Source organism: Stenotrophomonas maltophilia (assembly GCF_013464485.1).
Lineage (GTDB): Bacteria > Pseudomonadota > Gammaproteobacteria > Xanthomonadales > Xanthomonadaceae > Stenotrophomonas > Stenotrophomonas maltophilia_AW.
The window spans coordinates 234,380-250,833 of sequence record NZ_RAUX01000001.1; the positions used below are offsets into that span (position 1 = coordinate 234,380).

The 16,454-nt window shown below is 67.5% G+C and carries 16 protein-coding genes; 13 read left to right on the plus strand and 3 right to left on the minus strand.

Annotated features, from left to right (window positions below):
- Positions 1-53: 53 nt before the first annotated feature.
- From D7Y61_RS01045 to D7Y61_RS01065, 5 genes are all read left to right on the plus strand, one after another.
- A complete protein-coding gene (locus tag D7Y61_RS01045) occupies positions 54-3,155 on the plus strand; it encodes a response regulator (protein ID WP_180864604.1) in 3,102 nt (1,033 codons plus the stop codon).
- Positions 3,152-3,976, plus strand: coding sequence for a CheR family methyltransferase (locus D7Y61_RS01050; RefSeq protein WP_180864605.1), 825 nt, complete (start codon positions 3,152-3,154; stop codon positions 3,974-3,976). The genes D7Y61_RS01045 and D7Y61_RS01050 overlap by 4 nt, the downstream gene beginning before the upstream one ends.
- On the plus strand, positions 3,976-4,551 hold the full coding sequence (locus D7Y61_RS01055) for a chemotaxis protein CheB (protein WP_180864606.1): 576 nt from the start codon (positions 3,976-3,978) through the stop codon (positions 4,549-4,551). The genes D7Y61_RS01050 and D7Y61_RS01055 overlap by 1 nt, the downstream gene beginning before the upstream one ends.
- A complete protein-coding gene (locus tag D7Y61_RS01060; protein WP_180864607.1) occupies positions 4,548-5,681 on the plus strand; it encodes a hybrid sensor histidine kinase/response regulator in 1,134 nt (377 codons plus the stop codon). The genes D7Y61_RS01055 and D7Y61_RS01060 overlap by 4 nt, the downstream gene beginning before the upstream one ends.
- Positions 5,682-5,764: 83 nt before the next feature.
- Positions 5,765-6,193, plus strand: coding sequence for a BLUF domain-containing protein (locus tag D7Y61_RS01065; RefSeq protein WP_180864608.1), 429 nt, complete (start codon positions 5,765-5,767; stop codon positions 6,191-6,193).
- A gap of 15 nt (positions 6,194-6,208) precedes the next feature.
- Here the strand turns inward: D7Y61_RS01065 and D7Y61_RS01070 are convergent, their stop codons facing one another.
- The gene (locus tag D7Y61_RS01070; RefSeq protein ID WP_180864609.1) at positions 6,209-6,529 is read right to left on the minus strand and encodes an ArsR/SmtB family transcription factor; all 321 of its coding nucleotides are present in this window, start codon (positions 6,527-6,529) and stop codon (positions 6,209-6,211) included.
- A gap of 86 nt (positions 6,530-6,615) precedes the next feature.
- On the opposite strand from D7Y61_RS01070, the gene D7Y61_RS01075 reads away from it, so the two are divergent.
- From D7Y61_RS01075 to D7Y61_RS01085, 3 genes are all read left to right on the plus strand, one after another.
- Complete coding sequence (locus D7Y61_RS01075; RefSeq protein ID WP_180864610.1) at positions 6,616-7,053, plus strand: YeeE/YedE thiosulfate transporter family protein; 438 nt, start codon at positions 6,616-6,618, stop codon at positions 7,051-7,053.
- Positions 7,050-7,463: a DUF6691 family protein gene (locus tag D7Y61_RS01080; RefSeq protein ID WP_180864611.1), complete on the plus strand. Its 414-nt coding sequence runs from the start codon at positions 7,050-7,052 to the stop codon at positions 7,461-7,463. Before D7Y61_RS01075 ends, D7Y61_RS01080 begins: the two co-directional genes overlap by 4 nt.
- Positions 7,464-7,530: 67 nt before the next feature.
- The gene (locus D7Y61_RS01085; RefSeq protein ID WP_180864612.1) at positions 7,531-8,583 is read left to right on the plus strand and encodes a linear amide C-N hydrolase; all 1,053 of its coding nucleotides are present in this window, start codon (positions 7,531-7,533) and stop codon (positions 8,581-8,583) included.
- On the opposite strand, the gene D7Y61_RS01090 is transcribed toward D7Y61_RS01085, so the two are convergent.
- Entirely contained in the window at positions 8,580-9,359 is a 780-nt protein-coding gene (locus D7Y61_RS01090) for a DUF6491 family protein (protein WP_180864613.1), read from the minus strand. The two genes, D7Y61_RS01085 and D7Y61_RS01090, sit on opposite strands and share 4 nt — an antisense overlap.
- 81 nt (positions 9,360-9,440) lie before the next feature.
- Here D7Y61_RS01090 and D7Y61_RS01095 point away from each other — a divergent pair, with 81 nt between their 5' ends.
- Both D7Y61_RS01095 and D7Y61_RS01100 read left to right on the plus strand, forming a co-directional pair.
- Positions 9,441-10,136 carry a helix-turn-helix transcriptional regulator gene (locus D7Y61_RS01095; RefSeq protein WP_180864614.1) on the plus strand — a complete coding sequence of 232 codons (696 nt, stop codon included), beginning with the start codon at positions 9,441-9,443 and terminating at the stop codon, positions 10,134-10,136.
- Positions 10,137-10,311: 175 nt separating this feature from the next.
- Complete coding sequence (locus D7Y61_RS01100; RefSeq protein ID WP_180864615.1) at positions 10,312-11,262, plus strand: DMT family transporter; 951 nt, start codon at positions 10,312-10,314, stop codon at positions 11,260-11,262.
- Between the two features lie 9 nt (positions 11,263-11,271).
- Here the strand turns inward: D7Y61_RS01100 and D7Y61_RS01105 are convergent, their stop codons facing one another.
- On the minus strand, positions 11,272-11,589 hold the full coding sequence (locus tag D7Y61_RS01105; protein ID WP_180864616.1) for a hypothetical protein: 318 nt from the start codon (positions 11,587-11,589) through the stop codon (positions 11,272-11,274).
- A gap of 27 nt (positions 11,590-11,616) precedes the next feature.
- Between D7Y61_RS01105 and thrA the strand changes: the two genes are divergently transcribed.
- Genes thrA through thrC form a run of 3 tightly spaced genes read left to right on the plus strand, consistent with a single transcriptional unit; the run spans position 11,617 to position 16,348 of the window.
- Positions 11,617-14,121, plus strand: coding sequence for a bifunctional aspartate kinase/homoserine dehydrogenase I (gene thrA, locus D7Y61_RS01110; RefSeq protein ID WP_180864617.1), 2,505 nt, complete (start codon positions 11,617-11,619; stop codon positions 14,119-14,121).
- Positions 14,118-15,032 carry a homoserine kinase gene (locus D7Y61_RS01115; protein ID WP_180864618.1) on the plus strand — a complete coding sequence of 305 codons (915 nt, stop codon included), beginning with the start codon at positions 14,118-14,120 and terminating at the stop codon, positions 15,030-15,032. Before thrA ends, D7Y61_RS01115 begins: the two co-directional genes overlap by 4 nt.
- Before the next feature lie 29 nt (positions 15,033-15,061).
- Positions 15,062-16,348: a threonine synthase gene (gene thrC, locus D7Y61_RS01120; RefSeq protein ID WP_180864619.1), complete on the plus strand. Its 1,287-nt coding sequence runs from the start codon at positions 15,062-15,064 to the stop codon at positions 16,346-16,348.
- The last annotated feature ends 106 nt before the right edge of the window (positions 16,349-16,454 follow it).

Genomic DNA, 16,454 nt, shown 5'->3' on the forward strand with positions numbered 1-16,454 from the left:
TGAATGCGACACGGAGTACCATCACCCACCCTTTGCCTCTGGAACCGACCTGCATGCGTCCTGGTACGACCACGCGTGACCGCTGGATCTGGATGACCTCCGCCGTACTGCTGGCAGCGACCATCGCGTTGGAAATGGTGGTGCCGCTGGGCTATGCGGTCTGGCTGGCGTACTTCCTCGCTGTTGGCGTCACGCTGTTCCAGCGCAGTGCGCGCGCGCCGTTCATCGTGGCCGTCGTTGCCTGCGTCCTGTTGATCATTGGCTACAACGTCGCCCCGGCCAGCTCCAACTCGGCGTTCTCGTTCGTCAACCGAAGCATTGGCGGGTGTGCGTTCCTGATGATCGCGCTGATCGTTTCCCGCGCCATCCAGGCGCGTCGTGAGGCGATGCGGGCGCTGTGGCTGCAGGAAGCCGAGAACGCGGTGGCGATGAGCCTGCGCGGTGACCTGGGGCCGGAGCAGATCGCCGAGGCGGCCGCGACCAGCCTGGGGGCCAAGCTGCAGGCCGATGTCGCCGCCGTCTACCGCCTGGAAGGGGGACGACTGCAACTGACCGGTGGCCTGGCATTGCCGTCCGGCATGCCGGCGTCGCTGGCATTGCAGGAGGGCGTGGCCGGGCAGGTGGCACGGGACGAACGCATCCGCCACCTGCACGGTGGGGATGATGCAGTGCTTGAGCTGCAGACCAGCCTGGGGCGCTTGCCGGTGCGCGAGCGCATCCTGGCACCGATCAGCAGCGATGGTGCGGTAGTGGGCATCGTTGAACTGGGACGCACCCGCGTCGGTGAACAGGAGCGGCTCGATGTCGAGCTGCTGGAGCGCTGTGCCGAGACGATCGGCATGGCCCTGCGCGCCTCGCTGCTGCGCGCGCAGCTGGTGGTGCTGCTGGAAGAGTCGCAGCGCCAGGGCGAGGAACTGCAGGCACAGCAGGAAGAGCTGCGCGTGGCCAACGAGGAACTGGAAGAACAGAGTCGCAGCCTGCTGCAGTCGCAGAGCCATCTGGAAGAGCAGCAGGCCGAGCTGGAGCAGAGCAACGTGCAGCTGGAAGAGCGCACCCACGAGCTGGAAGCGCAGAAGCAGGCGCTGCTGGTCGCGCAGTCGCAGCTGGTGCGCAACAGCAACGAGCTGGCGGCTACGTCGCGCTACAAGTCCGAATTCCTGGCCAACATGTCGCACGAGCTGCGCACGCCGCTGAACAGCTCGCTGATCCTGGCCAAGCTGCTGGCCGACAACAAGGACGGCACGCTGACCGAGGAGCAGGTGAAGTACGCCCGCGCGATCCTGTCGTCCAACAACGATCTGCTGGCGCTGATCAACGACATCCTGGATCTGTCGCGTATCGAAGCCGGCCATGTTGAACTGGCCGACGAAGTGGTGGTGGTGGACAGCGTGCTGCAGCGCCTGCGCGAAACCTTCGAGCCGATGGCGCGGCAGAAGGGCCTGGCCCTGCAGATCGAGGCCGACGCACTGGCGCCCAGCCAGCTGATGGCCGACAGCCAGCGCCTGCAGCAGATCCTGAAGAATCTGCTGGCCAATGCTCTGAAGTTCACCGAGCACGGCAGGGTCAGCCTGCACGTTCGAGCCGGTGGCAACGGTCGCATCCGCTTCGAGGTCAGCGACAGCGGCATCGGCATCGCGCGGGAGCAGCTGCAGGTCATCTTCGAAGCGTTCCGCCAGGCCGATGGCAGCACCCGCCGCCGCTACGGTGGAACCGGGCTGGGCCTGTCGATCTCGCGCGACCTTGCCGAGCGCATGGGCGGCAGCATCCAGGTCGACAGTGAACCGGGCCGCGGCAGCTGCTTCATCCTGGAACTGCCGTTGCAGGGCGCGCCGGCCGCTTCGGTCGAATCCGCCGGCACGGATGCTTCGGCCACGGTGGTACCGACAACCACGACCACGCCGCCGATGGCTGCCGCGCTGCCGCCGGCACCGGTGGTGGTGGCTTCCAGCGTGGCCGACGACCGGGGCCGCCGCCAGCGCGCAGGGCGCTTGATCCTGGCCGTCGAGGACGACGCTACCTTTGCCGAAGCCCTGGTGGCGCTGGCCCACGAGCTGGACTTCGATTGCGTGGTGGCCGGGACAGCGGAAGAAGCGCTGGCCCTGGCCAGCGAACTGCGGCCGAATGGCATCCTGCTTGATATCGGATTGCCCGACGTGTCCGGCCTGAGCGTGCTGGAGCGGCTGAAGCGCAACCCCGATACCCGGCACATTCCGGTGCACGTGGTGTCAGCGATGGACCGCAGCCAGGTGGCGCGCGAGCTGGGTGCGATTGGTTTCGCGATCAAGCCGACCACGCGCGAACGCCTGGTGACCGCGATCGAACAGCTGGAACAGACCAGCCAGCGCGACGTGCGGCGCCTGCTGATTGTCGAGGACGACAACGAGCTGCGCCACAACCTGGAGCTGCTGCTGGGCCGCGACCAGCTGCAGATCGTAGCGGTCGGTACGCTGGCCGGTGCGCTGGAGCAGCTCAGCACGGTCACCTTTGACTGCATGGTGATGGACCTGTCGCTGCCCGACGGCAGCGGCTACGACCTGCTCGAGCACATGGCCGGCAACGATGATGTCGGCTTCCCGCCGGTGATCGTCTACACCGGCCGCGCGCTGGGCCGCGAGGAGGAGCAGCGCCTGCGCCGCTACTCGAAGAGCATCATCATCAAGGGCGCTCGCTCGCCCGAACGCCTGCTGGACGAAGTAACCCTGTTCCTGCACAGCGTCGAGGCCAGCCTGCCCAGTGACCAGCAACGCCTGCTGCGCGAGGCGCGCCGGCGCGACTCCGTGCTTGATGGCCGCACGGTGCTGCTGGCCGAGGACGATGTGCGCAACATCTTCGCGTTGTCCAGCGTGCTCGAACCGCTGGGCGTGACCCTGGAGATCGCGCGCAACGGGCAGGAAGCGGTGGACCGCCTGGCCGAGCGCGAGGTCGACCTGGTGCTGATGGACATCATGATGCCGGAGAAGGACGGCCTGGCCGCGATGCGCGAGATCCGCGCGCAGCGGCACCTGCAGGACCTGCCGATCATCGCCCTGACCGCCAAGGCCATGCCGGACGACCGCGAGCGCTGCCTGCAGGCCGGCGCGAATGATTACATCGCCAAGCCCATCGACGTGGACAAGCTTGTGTCGCTGTGCCGGGTCTGGTGCTCGCGGCAATGAACGAGCAGGCGCTGTTCGACCTGGAACTGAAGGTCCTGCTGGAGGCGCTGTACCAGCGCTACCACTACGACTTCCGCAGCTATGCGGTGTCGTCGCTGCGCAGGCGCATGCGCCAGGCGATGCAGCGCTATGACTGCGAGCGGCTGGTCGACCTGCAGTACCGCCTGCTGCACGAGCCGGACCTGTTTGCCCAGGCCATGCAGTTCTTCACCGTGCAGGTCTCGGAGATGTTCCGTGATCCGGCGTACTTCCGCGAGCTGCGCGAGCAGGTGGTGCCGGTGCTGCGCACCTATCCTTCGGTGAAGCTGTGGGTGGCCGGCTGCAGCACCGGCGAGGAAGTGTGGTCGCTGGCGATCCTGCTGCACGAGGAGGGCCTTCTGGAGCGCAGCATCGTGTATGCCACCGACATCAACCCGGCGGCATTGGCAACGGCCGAGGCCGGTGCCTACGGCATTGACCGGATGGCCCAGTTCAGCCGCAACTATCTGGCGGCCGGCGGCACCGCGTCGCTGTCCGACTACTACGCCACTGCCTACGATGGCGCGGTGTTCGACCGCCAGTTGCGCCGCAACGTGGTGTTCGCCGATCACAGCCTGGCCACCGACACGGTGTTCTCCGAGGTGCACCTGGTGTCGTGCCGCAACGTGCTGATCTATTTCAACCGCGACCTGCAGGACCGGGCTGTAGGCCTGTTCCGTGAAGCGCTGGTGCATCGTGGCTTCCTTGGCCTGGGCAGCAAGGAGTCGCTGCAGTTCGGGCGTCACCATGATGCCTTCGAGGTCTGTTCGCGTGAGCACCGCCTGTACCGGAAGGTGGCCTGATGGCCGTGACCGCGCGTCCTGCGCTGCTGGTGGTCGGCGCGTCTGCCGGTGGCGTTGCCGCGCTGCAGGCCGTGCTGGGTGCGTTGCCGGCGGGGCTGCCGGCGCCGGTGCTGGCCGTGCTGCACCTGCCGCGTGACCGCACCAGCCGCATTGCCGAAGTGCTGGCGCCGTACTGCGCGCTGCCGGTGCGTGAGGCCGAGGACAAGCAACCGCTGCGGCCCGGTACGGTGACGTTCGCGCCGCCGGATTACCACCTGCTGGTGGAAGACGCCGGTGCGCTGGCGTTGTCGGTGGATGCGCCGGTGCTGTTTTCGCGCCCGGCCATTGACCCGCTGTTTGAATCTGCGGCCGCAGTGTTCGGCCCGCAGGTGCTGGCACTGCTGCTGACCGGCGCCAGCAGCGATGGCAGCGAAGGCGTTGCCGCGGTGCGCGCCGCCGGTGGACATGCCTGGCTGCAATGTCCCGAGGAGGCCGAGGCATCGATGATGCCGGCGTCCGCCCTGCAGCACGCCGGCGCCGACGCCGTGCTGCCTCTTGAACTGATGTGCCGCCGCCTGAAGGAGTTGTTTGCATGAACCTGCTGCCACCGGACCCTGCGCAGTCGCAGACCCCGGTCAACCTGCTGATCGTCGATGACGTGCCGCAGAACCTGGTAGCCATGCAGGCCCTGCTGCAGCGCGAAGGGGTGAACCTGCTGCTGGCCGGATCGGGCGCGCAGGCGCTGGAGCTGCTGCTTGAGCATGAAGTGGCGCTGGCCCTGCTCGATGTGCACATGCCGGAGATCGATGGCTTCACCCTGGCCGAGTTGATGCGCGGTTCGCATCGCAGCCGCGATGTGCCGATCATCTTCCTGACCGCGTCACCGGACGACCCGCTGCGCGTGTTCAAGGGCTATGAAACCGGCGCGGTGGATTTCCTGCACAAGCCGGTGGCGCCGCAGGTGATCCTGAGCAAGGTCAACGTCTTCATCGAGCTGTACCAGCAGCGGCAGCTGCTGAAGGCGCGCAACGAGGCGCTGGAACGCGCGCTCAAGCTCAACGAAACCATGGCAGCGGTACTGACCCACGATCTGCGCACGCCGCTGTCGGCAATCCTGCTGTGCGCCGACAAGCTGGCACTGGAGCTGCCGGAGGGCAACGCCGGCGCGCAGCAGACCCTGCAGTACCTGGAGGCCAGTACGCTGCGCATGGCGCGGATGGTGGAACAGTTGCTGGACTTCTCGCGGATCCGCAGCGGCGGCCTGCGCCTGCAGGCAAGTGCCTGCGATCTGGCCGACGTGACCCGCGCGGTGGTAGCCGAAGCGGGCAGTGCGCACGGCGCGGACCGGATCAGCCTGCACATGGACGGTGACACCCGGCTGCAGGGCGATCTGGATCGCCTTGGCCAGGTTGCAGCCAATCTGCTCGGCAACGCGTTGACCCACGGCAGCGAGGCCAGGGTGGAGGTGGATGGTCGCGATCCACGCAGCGTGATGCTGCGGGTCAGCAATGCAGGGCAGATCGATGATGCGCTGCTGCCGCGCCTGTTCGAGCCGTTCAAGGCCAGTTTCCACCAGAGCAAGGGGCTGGGCCTGGGCCTGTACATCGTGGATCAGTTCGTGCGCGCGCATGGTGGACGCATCGCGGCCCGCAACGAGGCGGGGCAGGTGATATTCGAAGCGGTGCTGCCGCGGCGCAGCGACGGCGCGGCTCTGGCTGCAAGCTGAATTCTTCAGCAAGCGTTTCACGGGACTGAGACGGACTCGTCCGCAACTGCTACCGTGGCCCTACATCCAGTCAGGGAAGCGCCATGCCATTGCGTGCCATCGCCTACGTCAGCCGGGCATTGCCGGATCTTTCCGACGAGCGCCTGCACGTGCTGGTCGAGGATGCGGCACGTTTCAACAAGCTGGCCGGGGTGACCGGGGTGCTGCTGCATGACGGCGAGCGCTTCCTGCAGTACATCGAGGGTCCGCCGGATGGCATCGATTCGGTGTACGAGCGCATCCTGCAGGCGGGCAGCCACATCGACATCATCGAGCTGGCACGTGGCCGCCTTGGCCAGCGCCAGTTCCCTTACTGGTCGATGCGTTCGTTGCCGGTGGATGCGGCGATGCTGCGCCGGCTTTCGTCCAGTGACTGGTCCGGGTTCACCCGGGCCCTGCAGGGTGACAGCTCGGCACCCACGCCGGTGGACCTGCTTGACCAGGTGGTGCAGCCGGCGCTGCACGCAGGCTGAGGGCATGCGCTGGATTCAGCGCGAAGCACCACCACAGTAGGCTGCATGCAGTGCCTGCAGCACGCCCAGCGCGGGCCCTTCAACGAGCCGGTAGTGGATTGCCTGCGCCTCGCGTCGGGTCGCCACGACTTGCCGTTCGCGCAGCACCGCCAGGTGCTGTGACAACGCCGATGCGCTCAGGCCGGTCAGTGCCTGCAGTTCCGGCACCGGGGCCTCACCTTCGACCAGGCGGCACAGCACGCGCAGCCGGGCCGGGTGCGCCAGGCTCTTGAGCAGCGCAGCGGCCTGCGCGGCGTGTTCGGCCATCGCGGTGCTGTCGAGGTCGGTGCCGGTCATGGTTGACCTTTGCATTTAGAAAAGTCTAATTTAGATAAAGCTAATTCAATAGGCAAGCCAATGGATGCATCGCAGCGGGGTGGACCGTGAGCGTGCCATGGAGTGCAGTTGCCGGTGGCGCACTGATTGGCGCGTCGGCGGTCCTGTTGCTCGCAAGCACGGGTCGCGTGGCCGGTATCAGCGGGATCGCGGCGGGCAGCCTGCGCGCAGTGCGGGGCGAGCGTGCCTGGCGCGGTGCCTTCCTGCTCGGACTACTGGCTGCGGCCGGGCTGGTGCTCTGGTGGCAGGCCGCGCCGGGCCAACCGACGCGCGGGACGCTGCGTGACGCCTTGCCGGCCTGGCAATTGATCGGTGCCGGCCTGCTGGTCGGTTTCGGTACTCGCCTGGGCAATGGCTGTACCAGCGGTCACGGTGTCTGTGGCGTGGCACGTGGTTCGAAGCGATCACTGGCGGCCGTACTGGTGTTCATGGCGGTCGCGATGCTGACCACGTTCCTGATCCGCCACGTTGGAGGCCTGGCGTGAGTCGCGCGGTAACGGCCGCCGCAGTGGCGGGTGCACTGTTCGGTGCGGGGCTGGCGCTTTCGGGGATGACCGACGCACGCCGTGTGCTCGGCTTCCTCGACATCACGGGCGACTTCGATCCCACCCTGCTGTGGGTGCTGGGTTCGGCGCTGCTGGTGAGCGCGGTCGGCCAGCGCTGGGTGATGCGGCGCGTGCAACCGTTGCATGCAGTGCGCTTCATGCTGCCTGAGGCGCGCGGCCTCGATGCGCGCCTGCTGCTCGGCGCGGCGCTGTTTGGCATCGGCTGGGGTTGGGTGGGCTACTGCCCGGGTCCGGCCATTGCCGGACTGGCAGTGGCTTCACGCGAAGCGCTGTGGTTCGTGCCGGCGATGCTTGCCGGATTCTGGCTGCACGACCGCTTCGTCCGCTGAGGCTTCACCCCTGTGTCACCCCGTGTGGGGTCCTATCATTGGATCACGGGGAACGGAGTGCAACGGCATGGCACGGATGAAATGGATGGGAAGGGGGATGCTGGTGGTCGCGCTGGCTGCAGCCGCGGCACCGGCAGCAGCCTGCACGCGCGCGGTGTACCTGGGCGACAACGGTGATGTGATCACCGCGCGCTCGATGGACTGGAAGGTCGATGTGGCGACCAACCTCTACGTACTTCCGCGCGGCATCTCACGCACCGGCCAGGCCGGCCCGAAGTCGTTGGCGTGGACCGCGCGCTACGGGTCGGTGGTGGCGACCGGTTACGACGTATCGACCACCGATGGCATGAACGAAAAGGGCCTGGTGGCCAACCTGCTGTGGCTGGTTGAATCGGAGTATCCGCAGCAGCGAGGCAGCAAACCGGGCCTGGCGATTTCGCTGTGGGCGCAGTACGTGCTGGACAACTTCGCCACGGTGGAGGAGGCGGTGGCCGCGCTGAAGCGCGAGCCGTATTCGATCGTCACCGACAAGGTACCCGGTGAGGATCGCCAGGCGACACTGCACCTGTCGCTGTCCGATGCCAGCGGCGACAGCGCCATCGTCGAATACATCGGCGGTCGCCAGGTGATCCACCACGACCGGCGCTACCAGGTGATGACCAACTCGCCGATCTTCGAGCAGCAGCTGGCCCTCAACAGTTACTGGCAACAGATCGGCGGCACGGTGATGCTGCCCGGCACCAACCGCTCCGCGGACCGTTTCGCCCGCGCCTCGTTCTACATCAACGCCATTCCAAAGGCGGAAGACCCGGTGGTGGCCCTCGCCAGTGTGTTCAGCGTGATCCGTAACACCTCGGTGCCGTATGGCATCACTACGCCGGGTGAACCGAACATCTCATCCACGCGCTGGCGCACCGTGGCCGACCACAAGCGGCGGCTCTATTTCTTCGAATCGGCGTTGACCCCGAACACCTTCTGGGTCGATCTGAACAAGGTCGATTTCGGCGGCAAGGTGCTCAAGCTGGACCTGGGCCCGGACCAGCGCAACACCTTCTCCGGCGATGCCCTGGGCAGCTTCGTGCCCAGCGCACCGTTCACCTTCCTGGGCGTTGACGCTTAGTTCGACGCCTGGGTGGAGGCTGGGTAGACCGCCTGGATCCTGCAGCTGCTGCGGGTGTACTGCGGCAGCGGGGCAATGCTGTCATTGCGCAGGTCGTCTGCTTCGAATTCGGCGGTCATGATCCGATCGCCGGGATTGCCGCAGATCAGGCCGTTCTGCAGGCCGGAGTGGAAGCTCAGCCGTGGTGCACGGTCGAGCTGGCGGCAGTGGCTGCCCAGCTCGACGCGATAGTAGCGGTGACCGCCATTGCGGCGTGGATTGGTCTCCACCAGCATGCCCTGCGGATCGGATGACCACCCACGCACATTGCGGGTGGCGAAGCAGTACGACGGCGAGCCGCCGAAGCTGCGACGCACCTCCTTGCGTTCGCGGATGGTCAGCGCGGGCAGGGTGGCGGTGTGCAGGCGGTCGCTGTCGCGGGCCACGCCGGCGTAGTCCCGGTTCTGCACCGGAGTGACCGCGCTGACGGCGCAGCTGCGGCCGTCCACCACGACGCGCTCGCTGGGACGGCCACAGGCCCAGCCGGCGGGTGCTTCCAGCTTCAGCGTGGTGGCCACGCGGACGCCGGGGCAATCCTCTTTGAAATCGATGCGATAGGCCTGGCCGGAAGCGGCGCGCAGGGCGATCGAGCGCGGCGACGCCTGTTCCACCTCCTGCACGCCAACAGCATCCATGCAGTGCGGGGCCGGTGGTGTGCGTTCCTGTGCGGAGGCCGCTGCGGCCACTGCCAGTCCAAGACTGGCGGCAATCGCCAGGGCGACGTGCTGATGGGTCATGGCCTGCATTCCCTGCGTTGGATGACGGATCGACTATAGCAGTGGTTTGCACGGGGGGTGTTACACGCGCACACTGCGCTGATGGGCGCCATCTTCCATCTGCGGCATTACGGCCAGGCCACTGGCCTGGACCGCCATGACTACGCGCAGTGGGTGCTGCCGCTGCAGGGCGAACTGCAGTTCGAGATGGAAGGACGGGGTGGTCGCCTGGATCTGCTGCAGGGGGCCTTCGTTGCCGCTGGCGAGGCGCACGACCAGATGGCCGATGGCCCGAATGGTTTCGTGATTGTCGACTGCCCGCCGGGCGTGCTTGATGACGGCACGCAGGAACATCTGTGCCGGCAGCGCTGGCTCTACCTTCCGCTGGCGCTGCGCCGGTGCCTGGCTGATGTGCAGGCCGGGCAGCCGATGCCCGCGTTGTTGCCGCGGTTGCTGCAGGTATTTGCCCCGGCTGGCAGCGGCGCACGCATGCAGGGACTGTGTGCGGCGGTACAGGCCGAGCCCGGCCAGGCGTGGCCGGTGGCGCGCATGGCTGCGTTCGTAGGTGTCAGTGAGAGCCGGTTGCACGCGTTGTTCCTTCGCGAGTTCGGGCTCAGCCCGCAGGCCTGGCTCAGTGCGTGCCGCTTGCGCTGGGCCAAGCATCAGCTGCGCACCAGCGCCGCGCCGATCAGTGATATCGCACTTGCCGCAGGCTATTCCGAGCAGAGTTCACTGACCCGCGCGCTGCGTCGCGAGTGCGGCCAGACCCCCGCAGCGTGGCGCCGGGGCGCCATCTGATCTATAGAGCCGAGCCTATGCTCGGCTGCGATCGCCGGCTGTGTAGAGAAAGGCAGCCGAGCATAGGCTCGGCTCTACAGATCAGCGACAGTACAGGGCAGTAGCCTGGGTCAAGAGCGCCCGCTCGCCAGCGCTTACACTGCGCGGCCTGTTCTCTCTCCCCCGCAGAACCCGAATGCGCAACAACCCGATGGCCCTGGGCATCGCCAATGGCGTTGCCGCCGGCGCACTGTGGGGCGTGGTATTTCTCGCGCCCGCCGTGCTGCAGTCGTTCAACGCCCTGCAATTGTCCGCCGGTCGCTACCTGGTCTATGGCCTGATTGCCGTAGCCCTGTTGCTGCCGCGCTGGAAGCGGCTGGCGCCGCGGCTGGGCCGCACCGAATGGATCGGCCTGCTGTGGCTGAGCCTGGCCGGCAACCTCGTGTATTTCCTGTTGCTGGCCACGGCGGTGCAGTGGGCAGGTGGCGCGGCGGCTTCCCTGATTGTCGGCCTGATTCCGGTGGTGGTCACCCTGGTCGGCGTGCGCGAACAGGGTGCAGTGCCTTTGAAGCAGCTGCTGCCGGCACTTGGCCTGTGCGTGCTCGGCGTTGCCCTGGTTGGCTGGGAAGCACTGATGTCCGAGCATCTGGCAACACCGTGGAGGCAGCGCCTGATCGGCCTGTTGTGCGCGTTCGGTGCGCTGTTCTCGTGGGCGCTGTACTCGATCGGCAACAGCCGCTGGCTGGCGCGCCGGCCGGATCTGTCCAGCCACGACTGGTCACTGCTGACTGGCGTCACCACGGGTGGTCTGGCGCTGCTGCTGGTGCCGATGGCCTTCATCGGGCACACCGGCAGCCATACGGTGGCGCAGTGGGGTGGGTTCTGGGCGATCAGTGCCGGTGTGGCAGTAGTGGCCTCGATCCTCGGCAATGCATTCTGGAACCGCGCCAGCCGTTTGTTGCCGCTTACCCTGACCGGCCAGATGATCGTGTTCGAGACCCTGTTCGCGTTGTTGTACGCCTTCGCCTGGCAGCAGCGTTGGCCGACGCTGCTGGAGGCGCTGGCAATCGTGTTCCTGGTGGCCGGCGTGATGCTGTGCGCCCATGCCCATCGCACACCGCGGGCAATCGCCGAACATGCCGGATGAATGCGGACATCAAGCGCGCTGATGCCCGATTGGTCTCAGATGCAACCAAATGTCGGCACGTTGGCCGATGATCGCCGCAGCGAATTTTTGCATCGCAGCACTTGACAGCCGCCCGGCGCGCAGTGTTTTCTGTACGCCATGGTCCTTGATGCCGCCCACGCCAGCCTGATCGCCCCCGCCACTGCGGGCCGTTCGACTGCGCCGGTCGCCACCACCACCATTACCACCACCGTCACCACTCGCCTGGTGCGGCCCGTCGTCTTCGTGTAACTCCCGAAAACCACGGCCCCGCACCATCCAGGTGGCGGGGAGACTCGACACCTGCATGCGACGGGGCCTCCTGCCGAGGTCTGCATGTCTTCCCACGCCCCCGCCCAACCCGTTGCCCCGGCCGATCTGGCCGCGCCGTCCATCGTCGTGCACAAGTTCGGCGGCACGTCGGTGGCCGACGCCGAACGCTACCGCCATGTCGCCAGCCTGCTGCTGGCCCGCCCGGAATCGCTGCAGGTCACTGTCGTCTCGGCGATGAAGGGCGTCACCGACGCCTTGATCGAGCTGGCGCAGTTGGCGGCCAACGGCGATGAAGGCTGGCGAGAGGCCTGGCACGTGCTGCGCGCACGCCATCGTGGCGCAGCCGTGGCGCTGCTCGGCGAGCAGGTGGGTGATACCGTGGACTGGATCGATGCACGCTTCGATCAGCTCGCCGAAGTGCTGGCCGCGCTGGCGGTGATCGGCGAGCTGCCCCGCGAGGTGCTCGATCGTGTGCAGGGCCTGGGCGAAGTGTTTTCCGCACAGTTGCTAGGCACGCATCTGCGCGCGCTGGGCGAAGACTGCGCGGTACTCGACGCGCGCGACGTGCTGGTGGTCGGGCACGGCGAACTCGGCGTGGATGTCGACTGGGAAGCCAGCGCTGACCGCCTGGCCAAATGGCGCCTGCAGCATCCGCAGTCGCGCCTGGTCGCCACTGGCTTCGTTGCCCGTGACCGCCACGACCGCATCACCACCCTCGGCCGAAACGGCAGCGACTATTCCGGTGCGATCTTCGCCGCGCTGTTCAACGCCGATGAGCTGCACATCTGGACCGATGTCGACGGCGTGCTGTCGGCCGACCCGCGGCTGGTGCCCGAGGCGGTGCAGCTGGAATCGCTGAGTTACGACGAAGCCTGCGAGCTGGCCTACTTCGGCGCCAAGGTGGTGCATCCGCAGACGATGTCGCCGGCGATCCGCCTGGGTTTGCCGATCTTCATCCGCAATACCTTCCAGCCGGCGCATCCCGGTACGCGCATCTCGGCCGAGCGCTCGCCGCGCGGGCCGGTGAAGGGCCTGACCCTGAGCCCCGGGCTGGCGCTGCTGAACCTGGAAGGCACTGGCCTGATCGGTGTGCCCGGTACGGCCGAGCGCGTGTTCGCGGCCCTGCGCCAGGCACAGGTGTCGGTGGTGATGATCTCGCAGGGTTCGTCGGAGCATTCGATCTGCTGCGTGGTGCGGGTGGCCGAGGCCGCGCGCGGTCGCGAGGCACTGTTGCATGCGTTCGCGCACGAGCTGTCGGTGGGCCAGGTGCAGCGCGTGCAGGTCAGCGAGGGCGTCAGCGTACTGGCCGCGGTCGGCGATGGCATGGCCGGCCAGCCCGGTGTGGCGGCGCGCCTGTTCGAGGCGCTGGGTCGTGCCCAGGTGAACATCCTGGCGATTGCGCAGGGGTCGTCGGAGCGCAATATTTCGGTGGCGGTGGACAGTGCCGATGCCACCCGCGCATTGCGTGCCGCACATGCCGGCTTCTGGCTGTCGCCGCAGACCTTCGCGGTGGGTGTGATCGGGCCGGGCAATGTCGGCGCGGCACTGCTGGACCAGCTGCTGGCGGCGCGCCCGCAGCTGCTGGACAAGGCCAATGTCGACCTGCGCCTGCGTGCGCTGGCCTCGCGCTCGCGCATGCGGCTGGAAGTGGACGGCCTGCACGTCGATTGGCGGGAGGCACTGCAGGAAGCGGGGGAGTCCAGCGACCTGGATCGTTTCACCGAACACCTGCTGGCCGCGCACCTGCCGCATGCGGTGGTGATCGATTGCAGTGGCAGCGCCGAGGTGGCCGAGCGCTATGAGGATTGGTTGGCGGCCGGCATCCATGTGGTCACCCCGAACAAACAGGCCGGTGCCGGGCCGCTGCAGCGCTACCAGCGCATCCGCGCCGCTGCGGCGACCAGTGGTGCGCGCTTCCGCTACGAGGCCACGGTGGGTGCGGGCCTGCCGGTGATCACCACGCTGCGTGATCTGGTCGATACCGGTGACGAAGTGCTTGCGATCGAGGGCATCTTCTCCGGCACGCTGGCCTGGCTGTTCAACCGCTTCGACGGCAGCCAGCCGTTCTCTTCGCTGGTCGCGCAGGCGCGTTCGATGGGCTACACCGAGCCGGACCCGCGTGATGACCTGTCCGGCGTGGACGTGGCACGCAAGCTGGTGATCCTGGCGCGCGAGGCCGGCCATGCGCTCAGTCTGGAGCAGGTGCAGGTGGAAAGCCTGGTGCCGGCACTGCTGCGCGAGGGCGGCGTGGATGACTTCATGGCGCGTCTGGGCGAGTCCGATGCCAGCCTGCTGCAGCGGCTGCACGATGCACGGGCGCGCGGTGCCGTGCTGCGCTATGTGGCGCGGCTGGGCGCCGATGGTGCTTCAGTCGGCCTGCAGGAGTTGCCGGCCGATCACGCCTTCGCCAACCTGCGACTGACCGACAACGTGGTGCAGTTCCGCACCCGCCGTTACTGCGACAACCCGCTGGTGGTGCAGGGGCCGGGCGCTGGTCCCGAAGTCACTGCGGCCGGTGTGTTCGCCGACCTGCTGCGGGTGGCTGCCGGTGAAGGAGCGCGGCTGTGATCGCACGTGCCTTCGCGCCTGCGTCGGTGGCCAACGTTGCGGTGGGCTTCGACATCCTCGGCCACGCCATTGCCGGGGTCGGCGATACGGTGAGCGTGCGCCGCATCGATGAGCCGATGGTACGCATCGAGGCGATCCGTGGCAGTGCGGTCGAGCTGCCGTTGGAAGCGGCCGGCAATACCGCCGGAGCTGCGCTGATGTCGCTGCGCGCAGGGCTTGGACTGGACTTCGGTTTCGCCATCGAGATCGACAAGGGCATTCCGTTCGGCTCGGGCATGGGCGGATCGGCGGCATCGTGCGTGGCGGCGCTGGTGGCCGCCAACGCACTGCTGGATGCGCCGCTGTCGCGCGAGGCGCTTTACCCGTTTGCGCTGGATGGCGAAGCAGTAGCCAGTGGTGGCCGCCACGGTGACAACGTGGGTCCGTTGCTGCTGGGCGGCCTCGCGCTGTGCACGGCCGATCGCCTGCTGCCGATCCCGGTGCCGGCTACCTGGCACAGCCTGCTGGTGCATCCGCATGCGGTGCTGGAAACACGCCGCGCACGACAGGCCCTGCAGGGCAGCTATGCGCTGGGCGAGTTCGTGGCGCAGAGCGCGAACCTCGCACTGGTGCTCAGTGGTTGCCATAGCAGCGATGCCGCACTGGTGCGCGCGGGACTGCGCGACGTGCTGGTGGAGCCGCGCCGGGCCGGATTGATTGCCGGCTTCGAAGCCGCACGTGATGCGGCGCTGTCGGCCAATGCAATGGGCGCGGGGATTTCCGGTGCCGGTCCCAGCGTGTTCGCCTGGTTCGAGGATGCCGACCAGGCGCGTACCGCCGCCACACCGGTGCAGGCCGCATTTGCAGCCGCAGGTTTCGACAGTGACGCCTGGGTGTCGCCGCTGGATGCACCGGGAGCTCGCTTGTGCTGAATCCTTCCCCTTTACTGGATACCGAACCCATGCAATTTGTTTCGACCCGCGGCCAGTCTCCGGCCGTTGGCCTCAGCGCGGCGATCGCCGCCGGATTGGCGCCTGATGGTGGGCTGTACGTTCCGCAGATGCTGCCGGCGCCACGCGAGCTACAGGCCGGGGCAACCCTGGCCGATACCGCCGCCGATCTGCTGATGCCGTTCTTTGCTGGCGACGCGCTGGAGTCTGCACTGCCATCGATCTGCCGCGAGGCGTTCGACTTTCCGGTACCGCTGCGCCCGCTGGGCGACGGTGACCATGTGCTGGAGCTGTTCCATGGGCCGACGGCGGCGTTCAAGGACATCGGCGCGCGCTTTCTGGCCGGTACGCTGTCGCGGCTGCAGGCCGGCAAGGACCGCGATCTGACGATCGTCGTCGCCACCTCCGGCGATACCGGTGCCGCCGTTGCGGCGGCCTTCCATCGCCAGCCCGGCGTGCGCGTGGTGGTGCTGTATCCGGATGGCCGCGTATCTCCGCGCCAGGCGCATCAGCTCGGTTGTTTCGGCGACAACATCCAGGCCCTGCGTGTGGCGGGTGCGTTCGACGATTGCCAGGCGATGGTCAAGCAGGCACTGGCTGACCGCGAACTGCAGGCGCAGGTGCCGTTGAGCTCGGCCAACAGCATCAGCCTGGGCCGACTGCTACCGCAGATGAGCTATTACGCGCATGCGGCGTTGAGCCACTACGCGGCGCATCGTCGCCGGCTCAATCTGGTGGTGCCGACCGGCAACCTGGGCAATGCGATGGCGGCCGTGCTGGCGCGCGCGCTGGGCGTGCCGATCGGTCAGATCGTGCTGGCCACCAATGCCAATGCGGTGCTGCCGGCGTACTTCAATGGCGGCGACTACCAGCCGCAGGCGAGTGTGGCGACGGTGGCCAATGCAATGGACGTGGGTGCGCCGAGCAACTTCGAGCGACTGCGCTGGCTCTACCACGGCGACGACGCGGAACTGCGTGCTGCGTTCCGTGCGTTCGCGGTGGATGACGTGACCATCCGCGCGACGATTGCGGCAGCGCATGCCAGCCATGGTGAGCTGTTCTGTCCGCACACGGCGACGGCGGTGAAGGTGCTGCAGGACCTGCGTGCACGCGGTGCCAAGGGCGACTGGGCGGTGGTGGCCACCGCACATCCGGCCAAGTTCGAGGCGGTGGTGGAACCGTTGATCGGTGAACCCGTGGCCGTGCCACCGGCATTGGATGCACTGTTGCAGCGGCCAGCGCATGCGGAGCCGTTGGCCGCCGATTACGCGGCGTTACGCGAGGTGTTGTGGCGTTGATCGAGGATGTCTGGGGTKGCCGGCCAGCGGCCGGCACTACCAGAAGGACGCGAGGGGGGTTGGGCGCGACCGGATGGATGCCGCCCGGTAGTGCCGGCCGCTGGCC

Coding starts and splice junctions, on each gene's coding strand:
- D7Y61_RS01090 (WP_180864613.1), bottom strand. CDS start 9,359: ATGACCCATCAGCACGTCGCCCTGGCGATTGCCGCCAGTCTTGGACTG.
- D7Y61_RS01065 (WP_180864608.1), top strand. CDS start 5,765: ATGCCATTGCGTGCCATCGCCTACGTCAGCCGGGCATTGCCGGATCTT.
- thrA (WP_180864617.1), top strand. CDS start 11,617: ATGTCTTCCCACGCCCCCGCCCAACCCGTTGCCCCGGCCGATCTGGCC.
- thrC (WP_180864619.1), top strand. CDS start 15,062: ATGCAATTTGTTTCGACCCGCGGCCAGTCTCCGGCCGTTGGCCTCAGC.
- D7Y61_RS01050 (WP_180864605.1), top strand. CDS start 3,152: ATGAACGAGCAGGCGCTGTTCGACCTGGAACTGAAGGTCCTGCTGGAG.
- D7Y61_RS01105 (WP_180864616.1), bottom strand. CDS start 11,589: ATGCAGGTGTCGAGTCTCCCCGCCACCTGGATGGTGCGGGGCCGTGGT.
- D7Y61_RS01100 (WP_180864615.1), top strand. CDS start 10,312: ATGCGCAACAACCCGATGGCCCTGGGCATCGCCAATGGCGTTGCCGCC.
- D7Y61_RS01095 (WP_180864614.1), top strand. CDS start 9,441: ATGGGCGCCATCTTCCATCTGCGGCATTACGGCCAGGCCACTGGCCTG.
- D7Y61_RS01060 (WP_180864607.1), top strand. CDS start 4,548: ATGAACCTGCTGCCACCGGACCCTGCGCAGTCGCAGACCCCGGTCAAC.
- D7Y61_RS01070 (WP_180864609.1), bottom strand. CDS start 6,529: ATGACCGGCACCGACCTCGACAGCACCGCGATGGCCGAACACGCCGCG.
- D7Y61_RS01045 (WP_180864604.1), top strand. CDS start 54: ATGCGTCCTGGTACGACCACGCGTGACCGCTGGATCTGGATGACCTCC.
- D7Y61_RS01085 (WP_180864612.1), top strand. CDS start 7,531: ATGGCACGGATGAAATGGATGGGAAGGGGGATGCTGGTGGTCGCGCTG.
- D7Y61_RS01055 (WP_180864606.1), top strand. CDS start 3,976: ATGGCCGTGACCGCGCGTCCTGCGCTGCTGGTGGTCGGCGCGTCTGCC.